The organism is Pseudomonas sp. 18-147 (assembly GCF_051048045.1).
Taxonomy (GTDB): Bacteria; Pseudomonadota; Gammaproteobacteria; order Pseudomonadales; family Pseudomonadaceae; genus Pseudomonas; species Pseudomonas aeruginosa.
Genome location: NZ_CP182296.1, coordinates 5,424,977 through 5,441,358, shown reverse-complemented (window position 1 = coordinate 5,441,358; position 16,382 = coordinate 5,424,977). Strand labels below are relative to the sequence as shown.

Genomic DNA, 16,382 nt, shown 5'->3' with positions numbered 1-16,382 from the left:
GAGTCACGCGCAAAAAATTGTTCACAAAACTAGAAACCGGTGAGAAAAATGACGCAATCCGTCGACGCTTTCCTCGAGCGCCTGAAGCGGCGCGATCCCGATCAGCCCGAATTCCACCAGGCGGTGGAAGAGGTGCTGCGTTCCCTCTGGCCGTTCCTCGAGGCCAACCCGCACTACCTGGAAGCCGGCATCATCGAACGCATCGTCGAACCCGAGCGGGCGATCCTGTTCCGCGTACCCTGGGTCGACGACCAGGGCCGGGTACGGGTCAACCGTGGCTACCGGGTGCAGATGAGCAGCGCCATCGGCCCCTACAAGGGCGGCCTGCGCTTCCATCCCTCGGTCAACCTCGGGGTGCTGAAGTTCCTCGCCTTCGAGCAGGTCTTCAAGAACTCCCTGACCACTCTGCCCATGGGCGGCGGCAAGGGCGGCTCCGACTTCGATCCGAAGGGCAAGAGCGACGCCGAGGTGATGCGTTTCTGCCAGTCGTTCATGAGCGAGCTGTACCGCCACGTCGGCGCCGACCTGGACGTGCCGGCCGGCGACATCGGCGTCGGCGCGCGTGAGATCGGCTACCTGTTCGGCCAGTACAAGCGCCTGTCCAACCAGTTCACCTCGGTGCTGACCGGCAAGGGCCTGAGCTACGGCGGCAGCCTGATCCGCCCGGAGGCGACCGGCTTCGGCTGCGTCTACTTCGCCCAGGAAATGCTCAAGGACCGTGGCCGCGGCTTCGACGGCCAGCGGGTGGCGATCTCCGGCTCGGGCAACGTCGCCCAGTACGCGGCGCGCAAGGTCATGGAAATGGGCGGCAAGGTGATCTCGCTGTCCGATTCCGAAGGCACCCTGTATGCCGAGGCGGGGCTCTCCGACGAGCAGTGGGAATACTTGATGGAGCTGAAGAACGTGCGCCGCGGGCGCATCCGCGAGATGGCGGAGCAGTTTTCCCTGCAGTTCCTCGAAGGGCGCCGGCCCTGGGGCCTGGCCTGCGATATCGCGCTGCCCTGCGCGACCCAGAACGAACTGGATGCCGAGGATGCGCGGCGCCTGCTGGCCAACGGCTGCGTCTGTGTCGCCGAAGGCGCCAACATGCCCTCGACCTTGGAAGCCGTCGACCTGTTCCTCGAGGCCGGCATCCTCTACGCGCCGGGCAAGGCGTCGAACGCCGGCGGGGTGGCGGTGAGCGGCCTGGAGATGTCGCAGAACGCCATGCGCCTGCGTTGGAGCGAGGGCGAGGTGGATACCAAGCTGCACGGCATCATGCAGTCGATCCACCATGCCTGCCTGCTGTACGGCGAGGAGCAGGGGCGGGTCAACTACGTGAAGGGGGCGAACATCGCCGGCTTCGTCAAGGTCGCCGATGCGATGCTGGCGCAGGGCGTGGTCTGAGGTCGTCCCATAGAGGAAAAACGGGGCTCCAGGGGAGCCCCGTTTTTCCTTGTGGCGGTTATTCCGCGGGACGCGGCGTGGTCTCCGTACTGGCCGGCAGCAGCGGATATTCGACGCGCGGCTGCTTGCCGCTCAGGCTGTGCAGGAAGGCGACGATGTTCTCCACGTCGTCCGGCGCCAACTGCTTGCCGAGCTGGGCGTTGCCCATGATCGCCACCGCGTCCTTGAGTTCCCAGACCTGGCCGCTGTGGAAGGGAAGTACGGCGCGGTGAGGGCGACGTTGCGCAGGGGCGCGGCGCGGAATACGTACTCGTCGCTCTGGGTCTTGGTCACGGCGAAGCGGCCCTTGTCGCCGCTGGGCAGCACGCTGGCGTCGGGCTTCTTCACCAGGCCGAACGGGAAGTAGGCCTGGCCGCCCAGGTTGATGCCGTTGTGGCAGGCGCTGCAGCCACTGTCCATGAATGCCTTGAGGCCTTTCTTCTGCTGTGCGTCGAGGGCCTTGTCGTCGCCCTTGAGATACAGGTCGAAGGGCGAGTCCGGAGTCACCAGGGTCGCCTCGTAGGCCTCGATGGCCAGCGCCATGTTGTCGAAGCTGACCGGCTTGCCGGCCTTGGGGAAGGCCTTGCGGAAGGCGTCCACGTATTCCGGGATGCTGCCCAGGGTCTGTTCGACCAACTGCGGGGTACTGTGCATCTCGACGCTGTTCTGGATCGGACCCTTGGCCTGCTCCCCCAGGTCCTTGGCGCGGCCATCCCAGAACTGCGCGGCATTGAACACGGCGTTGAAGACCGTCGGCGAATTGCGTGGCCCCTTCTGCCAGCCGTGACCGACCGACGTCGGTACGTTGTCGGCGCCGCCGGTGCCGACGTTGTGGCAGGTGTTGCAACTGAGCACATGGCTGCGTGACAGGCGCGGGTCGAAGAACAGTTTCTTGCCGAGTTCGCGCTGTTGCTCGCTGATGGGCTGGCCGCGTAGCTCGGTGACCTGCTCGGGGATGGGTTTGAACAGCGCGCTGGCCTGGTCGTGCAGGGCATCGGCCTGGGCGAGGGGCGTGGCGAACGACAGCAACAGGCTGCCAAGCGGGAGCAGTTGCGAGGACTGCATCTTTTTTTCTCCTTATCAGGCGTTACAACCGGTCCTGTGAGGAGAGGCCAGCGGCGCGCTGCTCGGCTTGACGTGGATCAAGCGCACCGGGATCGGTGCTGCGGATGGTTGTCGCAGCGTGCTTCAGCGCTCGCGCAAGGCCCGGGCCAACGCGCGGTCGCGGTCGCGCTGCCAATCGTCGTCGCGGTCGTCCCACTGGCGCTCCTCGAAACGCCGCCGCTCTTCGCTCCGCGCCATCGACCGGCATTGCTCGAAGCCGTCGCCCCAGCCGCTGGCGTAGATCGCCTCGCGCAGGTAGCGGGGGACGTCCTTGCGGAATTCGCCGCTGATCGAGCCGGCCGCCTGGCGGCCGCTACCGCAGCCATCGTCGAAACCGTCGGCATAGGCGGGCGGGTAGCCCTTGGCGAGCAGGTACTGGTGGGTGCTTTCGCAGCCGCCGAGCAGGGTGGCGGTGAGCAGGATCAGGGCGAGGACAAGCACGCCGAGACGCGAAGAAGACATGGCCGGGACTCCTCGACCGCCGGGATGGGGCTCCCGGAGATTCGCGCCGGGCCCGCTGGCAGGTCCGGCGCGAGTCTAGGTCGGCATTGGTGAGGAATTCGTCAAGCCGATGTGATGACGATGCGATGACCGCCGCCGTCCAGCGCCTGGTCGCCGATCCTCACCGGCAGGAAGCGTTCGATAACCCGGCAGTTGCTTTGCAGATGGGCGCTCAGCCGCGGCGTGGTGAAGCTGCCGGCGCCGGCCAGGGCCATGGGCAGCAGCAATTGGTCGGCGAGGTGCTCGTCCGCCGCGCAGCCGCTTTCCATCCAGCCGATGGCTTGCGTCGCGACCTGTTCCGCCACCCGTTCGGCGCTGACGCCGGCCTGGCCGAAGGCGCAGAAGATCGCGCAGATGTGCTCGCAGTCGATCCGCAGCAGCAGGGCGTTGCCCGGCCCCTGGTCCTCCGCGAGGAACTCCAGCTGGCGTTCTTCGTCGCTCCAACCGAGGCGCTGGCGGACCCTCTCCAGCTCACGCTCGCCGACGTGCCCGGGAATCCCGGCGAGCAGCGCCCGCGCCTGGCGCCGCAGCGCCGCGCCGGGATGCTCCAGTTGCAGCGGCCGCCAGCGTGCCGGGCGTACCCGCGCCAGCAGCTCGCCACCGCCGGCGGGTACGAAGCCGTGGCGCAGCAGTTCCAGGTCGACTTCCGCGCCCATCCGCTGCAACAGCGGCAGCCAGCTGTCGCGGAGAAAGTCCGCCGGCGGCGCCAGTGGATTGTGGGTGCCGCCGCTGATCCTCACCCGGCTTTCGCCGTTGGCCGCGAGCAGCGCCGGCAGCAGGGTTTGCAGTACCAGCGAGCAACTGCCGGCGGAGCCGATGGCGAAGGCGTAGTCGCCGGCGCGGATCGCACCGGGCCGGAACGCCAGCTCGCGTGAGCCGAGCTCGGCACCCTCGACCTCGGCCGCGCAGATTTCCGCCGCCGCGCGCACCGCGGTGAGGTGCTGCCGCAGCAGCCCCGGACGGCTGCGCCGGCCACGGATGTTGCGGATGCGCAGCGGCTGGCCGCTGGTCATCGACAGGCTCAGGGCGCTACGCAGGATCTGCCCGCCGCCTTCGCTGCCGTCGAGTTCGATGAGGTCCTTTCTCATGAGGTTTCCCTTGTGTATTGCCATATCTTGTCGTGGAGGTAGCGATCCAGCAGTCGGCTGTCCTGGCGCGCGCCGGTTGGTTGGGCGGCCCCTCGTTCGGCCTGGAGCAACTCCGCTTCGATGAAGCGTTGCAGCGCCAGGCGCGGAGGGCCGTAGGCCGATTCGTCGCGCTGACGCTTGAGGCTCAGCAGGGCATCCAGCTCTTCGCGCAGCGACGGGTCGTCCAGTGTGGCTTCCACTAGCCTCTCGAACGCCACCGGCGGCAAGCCCAGGCCTGCATCCAGCCAACGCACCGCGAACAACGGGCGCAGGACGTAGAGGTATTTCTTCAGCCGGACGCTGTCGCCCTTCAGGTAGCCGCGGTAGTTCTTGCGTGCCATCGACAGGTAGTGATGGCGGCTGCCAGGTACGGAGTGAAAGGCGTTGCCCAGCCAGAGCAGTTCCTCGCGCACGCCAGGCTCTTCCCGATACACCAGCGGCGAGCCGAGCCACTCCAGCAGGGCCGGGTTGGATTTGCGCATCAGGCGCAACGCCTTGCGCAGCTCCCAGCCGCTGATGTCCAGCTCGTCGCTCAGCGGGCGTTCTATCACGTCGCGAGGTTCCTCGACGCGCTGATACCACTCGGGCTGATGCACATAGACGAAGCGTACGTCGTAGTCGCTGTCCGGCGAAGCGAAGCCCCAGGCCCGGCTGCCCGACTCGCAGGCGTAGAGCACGACTACGTCGTGCTCGCGTTCGATCCGTTCCAGCTCATCCAGTACCCGCTCGCGCATGGCGGCGGGGAGCGGATGGCGTTCTTCCCTGTTCATTTCGATTCTTCCCCAGCGGGCGCCACAGGGCGCCCGTCATCCTTTCACGCACACCACCTGACGCAGGGTGTGCAGCACTTCCACCAGCTCGCGCTGGGCTTCCATGACCCGGTCGATGTCCTTGTAGGCCATCGGGATCTCGTCGATCACGTCGGCGTCCTTGCGGCATTCGACGTGGGCGGTGGCGCGGGCCTGGTCGGCGACGCTGAAGACCTTCTTCGCCTTGGTCCGGCTCATGGTCCGCCCGGCGCCGTGGCTGCACGAGCAGAACGCTTCCTGGTTGCCGAGGCCGCGGACGATGAAGCTCTTCGCCCCCATCGAGCCGGGAATGATGCCGAGCTGGCCCTTCTGCGCGGACACCGCGCCTTTGCGGGTGACCAGTACCTCCTGGCCGAAGTGGCGCTCCTTCTGCACGTAGTTGTGGTGGCAATCGACCGCCTCCAGGTTGGCTTCGAACGGCTTGCGGATCACCTGGCGCGCCGCCTCGATCACCGCGTGCATCATCAGCGCGCGGTTCTGCCGGGCGAAATCCTGGGCCCAGCCGACCGCTTCCACGTAGTCGTCGAAGTGCCGGCTGCCTTCCTCGAAGTAGGCCAGGTCCTTGTCCGGCAGGTTGGCGATGTGCTGGCGCATGTCCGCCTTGGCCAGTTCGATGAACAGGTTGCCGATGGCGTTGCCGACCCCGCGCGAACCGCTGTGCAGCATGAACCAGACGCGGTCGGCCTCGTCCAGGCAGACCTCGATGAAGTGGTTGCCGGTGCCGAGGGTTCCCAGGTGCTGGCGGTTGTTGGTCTTCTCCAGCCTCGGGTGCTTGTCGGTGATCGCCTTGAAGCGACCGGCGAGCGCCTTCCATGCCTGGTCGGTGGCCTCCGGTACCTCGTGCCAGGCGCCGCGGTCGCGGCGGCCGAAGGTCTTGCCGTGGGGTACCGCCTGCTCGATGGCGCTGCGCAGGCCGTGCAGGTTGTCCGGCAGGTCGGCGGCGACCAGCGAGGTGCGCGCGGCGATCATTCCGCAGCCGATATCCACGCCCACCGCGGCCGGGATGATCGCGCCGAGGGTAGGGATCACGCTACCGATGGTCGAGCCCTTGCCCAGGTGTACGTCAGGCATCACCGCCAGGTGCTTGAAGATGAAGGGCATCTTCGCCGTGTTCAGCAACTGCTGGCGCGCTTCCTCCTCCACCGGGACGCCCTGGGTCCAGAGCTTGATCGGCTTGCCGCCGGCCACTTCGAGGATATTCATGTCTTTCATCGTGCTTTCCTTGTGCTCCGCGCCGTCTTGTCGACGGCGCGGCTATCGTTCGTGATCAGGCCTGCTTCAGCGTGACCAGTCCGTTCAATACCTGGTCCAGGCCACCGAATACCGAAATCCGGTCGATGCGCTCGGCCACTCGCTCCAGGGTTTCCAGTTCCTTCAGACGCAGCGCGGTCGGGTTTTCCTCCATGACCTTCGCGGTATTCAGCAGCGAGCGGGTCGCCGAGGTTTCCTCGCGGCGGCGGATCACATTGGCCTGGGCCGCCTTCTCCGCCTCCACCACCTGCGCCAGCAGGGTCTTCATTTCGCCCGGGAGGATGATGTCGCGTACGCCCAGGCCGCTCACTTCCAGGCCGCTGTCTTCCAGCTTGGCGGCCAGGTGGGCGCTGACCGCTTCGTCGATCGACTGCTTGTTCTCCAGCAGTTCGTCGAGGGTACGGGTGCCCACTGCCGCCCGCAGGCCGAACTGCAGTTCGCGGTACAGATACTCCAGCGGTTTGCTCAGCCGCGAGAAGGCGGTGAGCACGTCGCTGTAGCGCCAATTGGCGGCGAGGTTCAGGCGCAGGCTGACCTTGTCGCGGGTGAGGATCTCCTGGCCGCTGACCTCCAGCGCCTGGATACGGGTGTCGACCAGTTCCACGCTGACTTGCCGGTTGTAGCGCCAGAAACCGTATTGTCCAGCTTGCAGCAGGCCGGCAAGGGCGCCGTCGACCTTGAGCACGCCGACCTGGAACGCCGGCACCTGGACCAGCAACACTGCGTCCAGGCCCGCCAGGGCGCGGTCGCGCAGGTTCGGCTGGTGCAACTGGGCGACCAGCGCGGCGGACAATCGATAGTCCTGGGTCAGGTCGATGCGCTCCAGGCGCTGCTCGGTCTGGCCTTTCCAGTACAGTCGGCGGCTGCCCGGTGCGAGCAACTCCACCAGCACGCCGTCCTCGTAGCGCAGGCCGGCCTCGTTGTCGCCCAGGTCCATCCGGGTGAAGTAGCGCTCCACCAGTTGCGGTTCGCTCTGCCGCAGGTAGCCGGCCAGGCGGTGTTCAAACTGCGGGGTGTTCAGGCTGAAGCTTTCCAGGCTCAGGCGGTCGTACGGATCGAAGCGGCGGTAGCTGCCCGGTTCGAGCACGGCGAGGAAGTCGCCTTCGGAATACAGCAGGCCGCGTTCGTTCTTCTTCACGATAAAGCGCTTCAGCATTTTCATCTCTTCATTCCTTTCATTCTTCCGTGGTGCCGGTGTTGCCGGCCCGTCGAGCGTCGTGGGTGGAGCGCGGAGGAGGTTGGCCTGGCGGACGTCCTGTCCATACGATCGATTCCCTCGATCCCCGGCCTGCCTTGCCCCGTGCCCGAACCGCGGGCCGGACGGGCCGGCGGCGGCTTCGGCTCCCTTGCGTTCTCCGGCCTTCCTGGCCGCTTGCGCAGTTCGCCTCGGCCACACCGGCGGGTGTTGCCATTGAGTGATTGCCGTTAAGGCAACGTTCGAGCGGGAGTCGAACCCGCGACAGACCATTTCGTGGATGGTTGCTCTACCAGGCTGAGCTATCGAACCGCGAAGCGGCATTGCCGTCATTCGCGAATGACCGTCGTTGTTGCGGGCGGCATGCACGACGCCGACACCAGGGGTGGGCTCGGGCACCGGCGGGACTGGAGTCCCGACCCGTCGGCCTGCATGGGCGATGCGGTCGAAATGGATATAGCGAGCGGCGTGCCAGGTTTTTATGGATGTGACTGTTTCTTGCTTAACTGTTTGATTTTAAAGGTGAATAAATTTTTTATTGCGCTTCGTCGGCGAATTCGATGGAGAGATGCCTGGCTATTTCTATATATTTTCATATCGATCTTTATCTTGAAGGATAAGCAGTGATGAAACGCACGGTCGCCATCGGCTTCATCGGCGCCACCCTCGACCGTCTCGGCAAGGGCGCGGCGCGCTGGCAAAAGTGGCGGCCGAGCATCGGCCTGTGCCAGCAGCCGGACCTGCTGATCGACCGCCTCGAACTGATCCACGGCAACGACGCCCGCGACCTCGGCCTGGCCGAGCGGATTCGCGCCGACATCGCCGCGGTGTCGCCGCATACCGAGGTCCGCCTGCAGCAGATGGAACTGCGCAACCCCTGGGACTTCGAGGAGGTCTATGGCGCCCTGCACGATTTCGTCAGCGCCTACCCCTTCGACACCGAGCGCGAGGACTACCTGGTGCATATCACCACCGGGACCCATGTCGCGCAGATCTGCTGGTTCCTCCTTACCGAGGCGCGCTACCTGCCGGCCCGGCTGGTGCAGACCTCGCCGTCGCGGCGCAAGGACGAGGCGCGCCATCCCGAGGGCTCGGCGACGCTGATCGACCTCGACCTGTCCCGCTACGACCGCATCGCCTCGCGGTTCCGCCGCGAACAGGAGGAAAGCCTGGCTTTTCTCAAGTCGGGAATCGCCACGCGCAATGCCGCTTTCAACCGCTCCATCGAGCAGATCGAGCGGGTCGCCGTGCGTTCGCGGGCACCCATGCTGCTGGTGGGGCCGACCGGTGCCGGCAAATCGTTCCTCGCCCGGCGCATCTATGAACTCAAGCGCAGCCGGCACCAGCTCGACGGGCGTTTCGTCGAGGTCAACTGCGCCACCTTGCGCGGCGACGGCGCGATGTCGGCACTGTTCGGTCACGTCAAGGGCGCCTTCACCGGCGCGCAGAATGCGCGCGAAGGCCTGCTGCGCGCAGCCGACGGTGGCATGCTGTTCCTCGACGAGATCGGCGAGCTGGGCGCCGACGAACAGGCGATGCTGCTCAAGGCTATCGAAGAGAAGCGCTTCTTCCCGCTGGGTTCGGACCGTGAGGTGGAGAGCGACTTCCAGCTTATCGCCGGGACCCACCGCGACTTGCGCGGACGAGTGGCCGAAGGCCTGTTCCGCGAGGACCTGTTCGCCCGCATCAACCTTTGGACCTTCGAGCTGCCGGGCCTGGCTGGACGCCGCGAGGACATCGAGCCGAACATCGACTTCGAACTGGAGCGGCACGCCCGCGAGCAAGGGCGGCAGGTGCGTTTCAACCTGGAGGCCAAGCGTCGCTACCTGGCCTTCGCCGGTTCCAGCGAAGCGCGCTGGGCCGGCAACTTCCGCGAGCTGTCGGCTTCCATCACACGGATGGCGACCCTGGCCGACAGCGGGCGGATCGACGAGGCGCTGGTCGAGGAGGAGATCCTCCGCCTGCGCCAGGCCTGGGGGCTCGATGCGGGCCGGGAGCCACTGGCCGATCTGCTGGGGCAGCGGGTGGAGGCCCTGGATCTGTTCGACCGCCTGCAACTGCAGGCGGTGCTGGAGGTGTGCCGCGGGGCTAAGACCCTTTCCGAGGCGGGACGCCGGCTGTTCGCCGTTTCGCGCCAGGACAAGCGCAACCCCAACGACGCCGACCGGCTGCGCAAGTACCTGGCGCGTTTCGGCCTGGACTGGGCGCAGATACGCGCCTGAACACCACTTCGGGATATCCTTGGCGTCTTTTCACGGGCTCCAGGGACGAATGCCGATGAGCGAGATAATGGACGTCGAGCGACTGCGCCAGCGCTGCGCGGCCGGCGAAAGCTTCAAATACCTGTATTTCTGGGGACATCGCCCGGCGACGGATGACAAGGTCGGCAAGAGCTGTTTCAGCCAGTGGTACGAGGCTTCGTTCAAGCTCGACGGGGTGCGCTACGCCAGCGCCGAGCATTACATGATGGCGGCCAAGGCACGCTTGTTCGACGACCCTAGGTTGCTCGAGCGCATCCTGGCGGCGCGCAGCCCAGGCGAGGCGAAGGCCCTCGGCCGCGAAGTCGCCGGCTTCGACGAGGCACGCTGGAACGCCGAGCGGGTGGAAATCGTGATCGAAGGCAACCTCGGCAAGTTCGGCCAGAACGCTTCGCTGAAGAAATACCTTCTGGGCACCGCCGACCGGGTGCTGGTCGAGGCCAGCCCGGTGGACGCGATCTGGGGCATCGGCCTGGCCGCGAGCGATCCCCTGGCAGCCGAGCCGGCGACCTGGCAAGGCCTCAACCTGCTCGGCTTCGCCCTGATGGAGGTGCGCCGGAGGCTGGCTCAGTAGTAGTACCAGCGCAGCTCCAGCTTCACCTCGTTGATCGGCTTGCCGACATGGCTGAACTCGCGTTCGGCGCTCAGGCGCAGGCCGAGGTCGCGGCCCAGCTCCACCTGCTGGACGAAGCCCAGGCTGCGGCGCACTTCACCGTTGTGGAAGTAGTCGCCCTTGGCCTCCAGGGTCAGGTTGCCCAGCGGGTTGCGCCACAGCAGGCCGCTGTCGAAGCCCACCGCCGGGGCGATGGCGGCGGCGAAGTCCCTGTTGTTCTCGATCCGCGCGGTGCCCATGGCGTAGAGCAGCAGGTCGTCGCCGAACATCCAGCTGCCGCCGGCGCCGCCGTTCAGATGGCTGACCAGGTTTTCGTCGCCGTCCTCGCCCGGCACCCGCTCCAGGCCGCCGGCGACCTGCCAGGACAGCGGCTTGAGCAACTGGTTGCGCGGGGTCAGCGAGCGGATGGTGACCAGGTCGAGATTCTGCAACTGCCAGCGGTTGCCTTCGTACTGGCGCAGCTTGAGCTGGCCGATCTCGATCTGCGCGCCGAGGGGGAAGCCATAGGCGTTATCGGCGAGGTCATGGTAGGCCATGCGCAGGCCGTATTCGGCGAAGGCGCGGTCATCGCGGCTGCCGACGCCGAACTGCCAGGTCCGTGACTCGTGGCCGTCCTCCGGCTGGCCGGGGCGCTCGACCTGGAGGTCCGGCGGCGGGTTGCGGTTGATCGCTCGCAACAGGTTGTAGCTGCGCGAGGCGATGCCGCTGTCACGCGCCTGACCGGTGGCGCGGTAGCGCACCAGGCGGAAGGCGGCGTCCTGGATCAGCGCCTGGCGCGGCATCGGCAGGGCCTTGAAGTCGGGAGCGTCGAGCAGGCTGTCGTCGTCCGCCAGGCGCTTGGCCCAGTCGCGCTCGGCATGGTCGAGCGGTTCGGCGCGGGCGAGCAGTTCCTTCTCGCGCGACGGCCGGTAGTCGATGCGCTCGATCAGCCCGGCGTTCTTCACCGCGCGGACGGTGTCGGTGGGGATCGCGGTAAGCGGGAACTGCTCGGTCAGCTCGATGCCCGGGCGGGCGATCTCCATCAGTTCGAGCAGGCGGAACGAACAGTTCTCGTCGAAGAAGTAGTAGTCGAAGCGGACCTGCTTGAGTTCCCAGACGTGTTCGACCATGCGCCCGGTCTCCTCGGGCGTCAGGTTCAGCTTGTATTCCCAGAGGTCGCGGTTCTCCAGGCGGCTGTATTCGGCCAGCTTCTCCCGGTACGGGACCAGCGCGAACAGGCCGGGATAGCCGCCCATCAGGCCTTTCCAGGCATAGAGGATGCTGTTGTCCATGCCTTCGATGTAGGCGCCGAAGTTCAGCGCGTAGCTGAGCAGGGCAGTGTTGTTGCTGGTGACGTCGGCCTGGTCGATGCGCAGCAGGGTGTGGCCGAACATCGACGACGGGCTGTTCAGGTAGGCCGCGGGGAACACCAGCACCGCGCTGTGCGGGTTGATGTCGCGGTACCAGTTGTCGTATTCGCCGCACTGCGGCTGCGGCAGGTCGTCGAGTTGCAGTTGCTGGCGCAGCCAGCGGGTGCGCGCCGGGTAGACGCACTGAGCGTGCTTGTCGCCAAGGCTGGGCGAGGCATAGAGCGCCTTTAGCGTGGCCGCCAGTTCGGCGTCCGGGTGGCTCTCGCCGTTGTCGGCGAGGAAGAACCGCTCGTCGTCGACGTAGCTGCGCCAACCGCCGAGCTTGCCGCGTTCGTAGTGGCCGAGGGCGATCCAGTAGGGATCGGCGGCCAGTTGCTGGAGGCGGGCCTCGGGAACCGTGGGCGCAGCCAGAAGGGGGGAGCAGGCGCACAGCGCCATCCAGGGCAACAGGCGTTTCGGCATCGGCAAGGCTTAATGCTTGGGGAAAGGGGCCTGCCCGCGAACGGGCAGGCGGCGAGGCTCAGGCCTGCTCGGCGTACTTGGCCAGGCGGGCGTCCTGTTTCAGGATCGCCTGGGTGTTGGCATAGACGTCGGCGGCGGTGGCGTCGGACTTGTTGAAGATCTCGGAGAAATGCTCATGGGTGACGGCGGCGAAGTGCTCGCGGTCCTGCGGTTGCACGCCCAGCACCACGGCATAGGTGGTCAGCGCTTCGCCATTGCCCTTGGCCATGTCTTCGGACAGCTCGTCCATCATGCTGCCGAGCACCAGCAGGGGCTTGCCGCCATAGGACAGCGCGCCGTTGGTATGGCAGCCGTTGGTGCCGGTGGTCATGCCGAAGGTGTTGTTGCCGGAAGTGCCGTTGGTGGTCGCCGCGACCACGTGGGTGGCCACGCCGCGCTGGCCTTTGAAGAGCATGTTGCCCCAGCCGCAGCCGGCGCCGCCGGGAGCGTCGGCGAAAGCGTTGAAGGAGGCGGCGGCGAACAGGGTACCGAGCAGAATCCGTTTCATCGTTTGTTCTCTCTTGAGGTGGATCGGAGCCATCTGGAGCGGGCCAGCGACGCCGTGAGCTTTTCGGAATGCCACCGGGGTGTCAAGGCACCGAATGGGTGGCAGCGCGCAATGCCGGGCGAAAATTGACCGGCGTCAGCGGCAATCCGCTTGGAACCGTCCAGACTTGGGAAAGTTCTGGTCGGTCTGAGCGAAACCGGCCTTGGTCAGCCGTTCCTCATGCAGGAGGTGGATATGAGCGCTTTCGACCCCGCTACCGCCCTGGAAACCCTGGCGACCGAGTACGCGGCACGCGCCGCGGCGATCCGCCGGGACCTGGCGCGCAGCCATTCGCCGGACTTTGCCGAGCAGGCGGTGCAGCGCCAGAACGACGAAGTGCTCGAAGGCCTGCTCGCCGAGGCGGAGGCGGGGATGCGCCAGGTCGGCCTGGCCCGCCTGCGCCTGGCGGAAGGTCGCTACGGCCAGTGCGAGCGCTGTGGCGAGGCTATCGAACCGGCGCGCCTGGCCGCCCTGCCTGCGGCGGAATACTGCCTGCGCTGCGCCGACCTGGTACATCGGTGAGATAGCGCCATCCGCGCCTTGTCAGTGGCGCGAGGCTGGGGGGAGAATGCGGGCGACGACACCCCGCGGCGATCTGCCGCCCGATGCAAGGATTCCCGATGCCCGATTCCGTCGCTGCCGGCCTGCGCCTGGCGCCAGAAGAACTGACCCGCCCGTTCGCTCCCGAGCAATTCGCCTTCGACACCACCGATGACCTGGAGCCCTTCCGCGGCGTGCTGGGCCAGGAGCGTGCGGTCGAGGCGCTGCAGTTCGGTGTGGCGATGCCGCGTCCGGGTTACAACGTATTCGTCATGGGCGAGCCGGGGACCGGACGCTTCTCCTTCGTCAAACGCTATCTGCAAGCCGAGGGCAAGCGCGTCGCCACGCCCTCCGACTGGGTCTACCTGAACAATTTCGACGAGCCGCGCGAACCTCGGGTGATCGAGCTGCCGCCGGGCAGCGCGACCGAATTCAGCGCCGACATCGACCGTCTGATCGACAACCTGATGTCGACCTTCCCGGCGGTCTTCGAGCATCCGGCCTACCAGCAGAAGAAGAACGCCGTCGACCGCGCTTTCAACCAGCGCTACGACCGCGCCCTGGACTCGGTGGAGCGGCGCGCCCTGGAGAAGGACGTGGCGCTGTACCGCGACAGCGCCAACGTCGCCTTCACCCCGATGAAGGACGGCAAGGCCCTCGATGAGGCCGAATTCGCCCAGTTGCCCGAAGCCGAGCGCGAGCGTTTCCACAAGGATATCGCCGCCCTCGAGGAGTACCTCAACGAGGAACTGGCGAGCCTGCCGCAGTGGAAGCGCGAGTCGAGCAACCAGTTGCGCGAGCTCAACGAGGAAACCATCACCCTGGCCCTGCAGCCCCTGCTGGCGCCTTTGGTGGAGAAGTACAACAACAACCCGGGCGTCTGCGCCTACCTGCAGGCGATGCAACTGAACCTGCTGAAGACCGTGGTCGACCAACTGGTCGACGACAGCCGCACCGACGCCCAGCGCAAGCAAGGGCTGATCGAGCAGTACGCGCCGAACCAGGCCATCGTCCACCACGCGACCAGCGGCGCGCCGGTGGTGTTCGAGTCGCACCCGACCTACGACAACCTGTTCGGCCGCATCGAGTACAGCTCGGACCAGGGGGCGCTCTACACCAGCTACCGGCAGTTGCGTCCGGGGGCGCTGCACCGGGCCAACGGCGGCTTCCTGATCCTGGAAGCGGAAAAGATGCTTGGCGAGCCGTTCGTCTGGGACGCGCTCAAGCGTGCCCTGCAGTCGCGCCAGTTGAAGATGGAGTCGCCGCTGGCCGAACTCGGCCGCCTGGCTGCGGTTTCCCTGACCCCCCAGGTGATCCCGCTGCAACTGAAGGTGATCATCATCGGCTCGCGGCAGATCTACTACACCCTGCAGGACCTCGATCCGGACTTCCAGGAGATGTTCCGGGTGCTGGTGGACTTCGACGAGGACATCCCGCTGGGCGAGGACAGCCTCGAACAGTTCGCACAGTTGCTCAAGACGCGCACCTCGGAAGAGGGCATGGCGCCCCTCAGCGGCGCGGCGGTGGCGCGACTGGCGACCTACAGCGCGCGCCTGGCCGAGCACCAGGGGCGGCTTTCGGCACGGATCGGCGACCTGTTCCAGTTGGTCAGCGAAGCCGATTTCATCCGTCAGCTGGCGAACGAGGAGGTGATCCAGCTCGGCCACATCGAGCGTGCCCTCAAGGCCAAGCAGACCCGCACCGGACGAGTGTCGGCGCGGATCCTCGACGACATGCTGGCGGGGATCATCCTGATCGACACCGCTGGCGCCGCGGTCGGCAAGTGCAACGGACTGACCGTGCTGGAGGTGGGCGACTCGGTGTTCGGCGTGCCGGCGCGGATTTCCGCGACCGTCTATCCGGGCAGCAGCGGCATCGTCGATATCGAGCGCGAAGTCAACCTCGGCCAGCCGATCCACTCCAAGGGCGTGATGATCCTTACCGGCTACCTGGGTAGCCGCTACGCCCAGGAGTTCCCCCTGGAAATCTCCGCCAGCATTGCCCTGGAACAATCCTACGGCTACGTGGACGGCGACAGCGCCTCGCTGGGCGAGGTCTGCACGCTGATCTCGGCGCTGTCGCGGACGCCCTTGAAGCAGTGCTTCGCCATTACCGGCTCGATCAACCAGTTCGGCGAGGTGCAGGCGGTCGGCGGCGTCAACGAGAAGATCGAGGGCTTCTTCCGCCTCTGCGAAGCGCGCGGCCTGACCGGCGAGCAGGGTGTGATCATCCCGCGCGCCAACGTCACTACCCTGATGCTCGACGAGCGCGTGTTGCAGGCGGTGCGCGCCGGGCAGTTCCACGTCTACGCGGTGCGCGAGGTGGACGAGGCGCTGGCGCTGCTGGTGGGCAAGCCGGTCGGTGCCCAGGACGAGAAGGGACGCTTCCCGAAAGGCAGCGTGAACGATCTGGTCGTGGCGCGCTTGCAGGAGATATCCGAACTCGGCATGGAAGAGGACGACAAGGAAAAGGACAAACCGGCGGAGAAAGAGACCTTCGTGGCGAAGGACAAGGCCGCGGCGAAGAAGGACTGAGCCTGGCGCGCTGTCGGAACCTGTCGAGGGCGGGGCTGGAAAGCCCCGCCCTCGTGCGTTTCAGCCCTGTGGACAAGTTCCCGCCGGCGCTATGCGGAACCTGGCGGCAGGTGTAGGCTCAAAACTGGGAACCCCCGTGAGGATGCCGCCATGCCGCGTAACCTCTGCCTCATCCGCCCTTGTCTGGGGCTGACCACGCGAATCGAATGCGTGGTCAGGCCGCTGGCCGGAGAGAACGGACTCTGGACCCTGCTTTGCGCCGCCGGCATGTCCGGCTCCCAGCCTTCGGCGATCAAGGCCCAGGGCCCCTTCCACGGACCGCTGGTGGCCGAAGGGGTGTTGCAGGCGATTGCCGACTGCCTGGCCCAGCAAGGCTATATCGAAGCCGTCGACCCGCCGATCTGGCGCCTGCACCTGCAGGGCGAACTGCGCCGACTCAATGGCGAACGACGGCCGCATGTCGGCGACTACCTGTTTCGCCCGGAATCCTGAGCGGCGCCTGGGCAAAGCCTGAGCAATCCGGCCGAGGCCCCGTGCCATCATCGCTGGCGGGATCCATCCCGGCTCGGTGCACATATTTATCCACAGATTTTCTGGATAAAAACCGCCGGCCGCTGCGTTATACTCG

Annotated in this window: 13 protein-coding genes, 1 tRNA gene and 1 pseudogene; 6 read left to right on the top strand and 9 right to left on the bottom strand. The window is 66.5% G+C overall.

Annotated features, from left to right (window positions below; genetic code table 11):
• Positions 1-48: 48 nt before the first annotated feature.
• Positions 49-1,386 (top strand): NADP-specific glutamate dehydrogenase, encoded by a 1,338-nt coding sequence (gdhA, locus tag ACM0M4_RS25835; RefSeq protein WP_003094817.1) that lies wholly within the window; start codon positions 49-51, stop codon positions 1,384-1,386.
• Positions 1,387-1,444: 58 nt separating this feature from the next.
• Here the strand turns inward: gdhA and ccpA are convergent.
• From ccpA to ACM0M4_RS25800, 7 genes and pseudogenes are all read right to left on the bottom strand, one after another.
• Positions 1,445-2,490: pseudogene (gene ccpA / locus ACM0M4_RS25830) on the bottom strand (cytochrome-c peroxidase CcpA).
• A gap of 123 nt (positions 2,491-2,613) precedes the next feature.
• The gene (locus tag ACM0M4_RS25825; protein WP_003107850.1) at positions 2,614-2,991 is read right to left on the bottom strand and encodes a hypothetical protein; all 378 of its coding nucleotides are present in this window, start codon (positions 2,989-2,991) and stop codon (positions 2,614-2,616) included.
• Positions 2,992-3,092: 101 nt separating this feature from the next.
• Complete coding sequence (gene rtcA / locus ACM0M4_RS25820; RefSeq protein WP_054375999.1) at positions 3,093-4,118, bottom strand: RNA 3'-terminal phosphate cyclase; 1,026 nt, start codon at positions 4,116-4,118, stop codon at positions 3,093-3,095.
• Positions 4,115-4,927 carry a nucleotidyltransferase domain-containing protein gene (locus ACM0M4_RS25815; protein ID WP_021264108.1) on the bottom strand — a complete coding sequence of 271 codons (813 nt, stop codon included), beginning with the start codon at positions 4,925-4,927 and terminating at the stop codon, positions 4,115-4,117. Before ACM0M4_RS25815 ends, rtcA begins: the two co-directional genes overlap by 4 nt.
• A 36-nt stretch (positions 4,928-4,963) precedes the next feature.
• Positions 4,964-6,178, bottom strand: a complete 1,215-nt coding sequence (locus ACM0M4_RS25810) for an RtcB family protein (protein WP_023096999.1) — start codon at positions 6,176-6,178, stop codon at positions 4,964-4,966.
• Positions 6,179-6,233: 55 nt separating this feature from the next.
• The gene (locus ACM0M4_RS25805; protein ID WP_034007211.1) at positions 6,234-7,379 is read right to left on the bottom strand and encodes a slipin family protein; all 1,146 of its coding nucleotides are present in this window, start codon (positions 7,377-7,379) and stop codon (positions 6,234-6,236) included.
• Positions 7,380-7,650: 271 nt separating this feature from the next.
• Positions 7,651-7,724, bottom strand: a tRNA-Arg gene (locus ACM0M4_RS25800).
• A 314-nt stretch (positions 7,725-8,038) separates the two neighbouring features.
• On the opposite strand from ACM0M4_RS25800, the gene rtcR reads away from it, so the two are divergent.
• Entirely contained in the window at positions 8,039-9,634 is a 1,596-nt protein-coding gene (rtcR, locus tag ACM0M4_RS25795) for an RNA repair transcriptional activator RtcR (RefSeq protein WP_003119412.1), read from the top strand.
• A gap of 55 nt (positions 9,635-9,689) precedes the next feature.
• Positions 9,690-10,244: an NADAR family protein gene (locus tag ACM0M4_RS25790; RefSeq protein ID WP_054375997.1), complete on the top strand. Its 555-nt coding sequence runs from the start codon at positions 9,690-9,692 to the stop codon at positions 10,242-10,244.
• Here the strand turns inward: ACM0M4_RS25790 and ACM0M4_RS25785 are convergent.
• Both ACM0M4_RS25785 and ACM0M4_RS25780 read right to left on the bottom strand, forming a co-directional pair.
• Positions 10,238-12,094 (bottom strand): Lnb N-terminal periplasmic domain-containing protein, encoded by a 1,857-nt coding sequence (locus tag ACM0M4_RS25785; protein ID WP_003094784.1) that lies wholly within the window; start codon positions 12,092-12,094, stop codon positions 10,238-10,240. The two genes, ACM0M4_RS25790 and ACM0M4_RS25785, sit on opposite strands and share 7 nt — an antisense overlap.
• A gap of 58 nt (positions 12,095-12,152) precedes the next feature.
• Positions 12,153-12,641: a DUF3015 domain-containing protein gene (locus ACM0M4_RS25780; protein ID WP_003094783.1), complete on the bottom strand. Its 489-nt coding sequence runs from the start codon at positions 12,639-12,641 to the stop codon at positions 12,153-12,155.
• Between the two features lie 234 nt (positions 12,642-12,875).
• Between ACM0M4_RS25780 and ACM0M4_RS25775 the strand changes: the two genes are divergently transcribed.
• From ACM0M4_RS25775 to ACM0M4_RS25765, 3 genes are all read left to right on the top strand, one after another.
• The gene (locus tag ACM0M4_RS25775) at positions 12,876-13,202 is read left to right on the top strand and encodes a TraR/DksA family transcriptional regulator (RefSeq protein WP_003112819.1); all 327 of its coding nucleotides are present in this window, start codon (positions 12,876-12,878) and stop codon (positions 13,200-13,202) included.
• A 98-nt stretch (positions 13,203-13,300) separates the two neighbouring features.
• A complete protein-coding gene (locus tag ACM0M4_RS25770) occupies positions 13,301-15,754 on the top strand; it encodes a Lon protease family protein (RefSeq protein ID WP_034003339.1) in 2,454 nt (817 codons plus the stop codon).
• 150 nt (positions 15,755-15,904) lie between these two features.
• Positions 15,905-16,246, top strand: coding sequence for a hypothetical protein (locus ACM0M4_RS25765; protein ID WP_003094775.1), 342 nt, complete (start codon positions 15,905-15,907; stop codon positions 16,244-16,246).
• The last annotated feature ends 136 nt before the right edge of the window (positions 16,247-16,382 follow it).

Coding starts and splice junctions, on each gene's coding strand:
- ACM0M4_RS25805 (WP_034007211.1), bottom strand. CDS start 7,379: ATGAAAATGCTGAAGCGCTTTATCGTGAAGAAGAACGAACGCGGCCTG.
- rtcA (WP_054375999.1), bottom strand. CDS start 4,118: ATGAGAAAGGACCTCATCGAACTCGACGGCAGCGAAGGCGGCGGGCAG.
- ACM0M4_RS25810 (WP_023096999.1), bottom strand. CDS start 6,178: ATGAAAGACATGAATATCCTCGAAGTGGCCGGCGGCAAGCCGATCAAG.
- ACM0M4_RS25785 (WP_003094784.1), bottom strand. CDS start 12,094: ATGCCGAAACGCCTGTTGCCCTGGATGGCGCTGTGCGCCTGCTCCCCC.
- ACM0M4_RS25815 (WP_021264108.1), bottom strand. CDS start 4,927: ATGAACAGGGAAGAACGCCATCCGCTCCCCGCCGCCATGCGCGAGCGG.
- rtcR (WP_003119412.1), top strand. CDS start 8,039: ATGAAACGCACGGTCGCCATCGGCTTCATCGGCGCCACCCTCGACCGT.
- ACM0M4_RS25825 (WP_003107850.1), bottom strand. CDS start 2,991: ATGTCTTCTTCGCGTCTCGGCGTGCTTGTCCTCGCCCTGATCCTGCTC.
- gdhA (WP_003094817.1), top strand. CDS start 49: ATGACGCAATCCGTCGACGCTTTCCTCGAGCGCCTGAAGCGGCGCGAT.
- ACM0M4_RS25770 (WP_034003339.1), top strand. CDS start 13,301: ATGCCCGATTCCGTCGCTGCCGGCCTGCGCCTGGCGCCAGAAGAACTG.
- ACM0M4_RS25780 (WP_003094783.1), bottom strand. CDS start 12,641: ATGAAACGGATTCTGCTCGGTACCCTGTTCGCCGCCGCCTCCTTCAAC.
- ACM0M4_RS25765 (WP_003094775.1), top strand. CDS start 15,905: ATGCCGCGTAACCTCTGCCTCATCCGCCCTTGTCTGGGGCTGACCACG.
- ACM0M4_RS25790 (WP_054375997.1), top strand. CDS start 9,690: ATGAGCGAGATAATGGACGTCGAGCGACTGCGCCAGCGCTGCGCGGCC.
- ACM0M4_RS25775 (WP_003112819.1), top strand. CDS start 12,876: ATGAGCGCTTTCGACCCCGCTACCGCCCTGGAAACCCTGGCGACCGAG.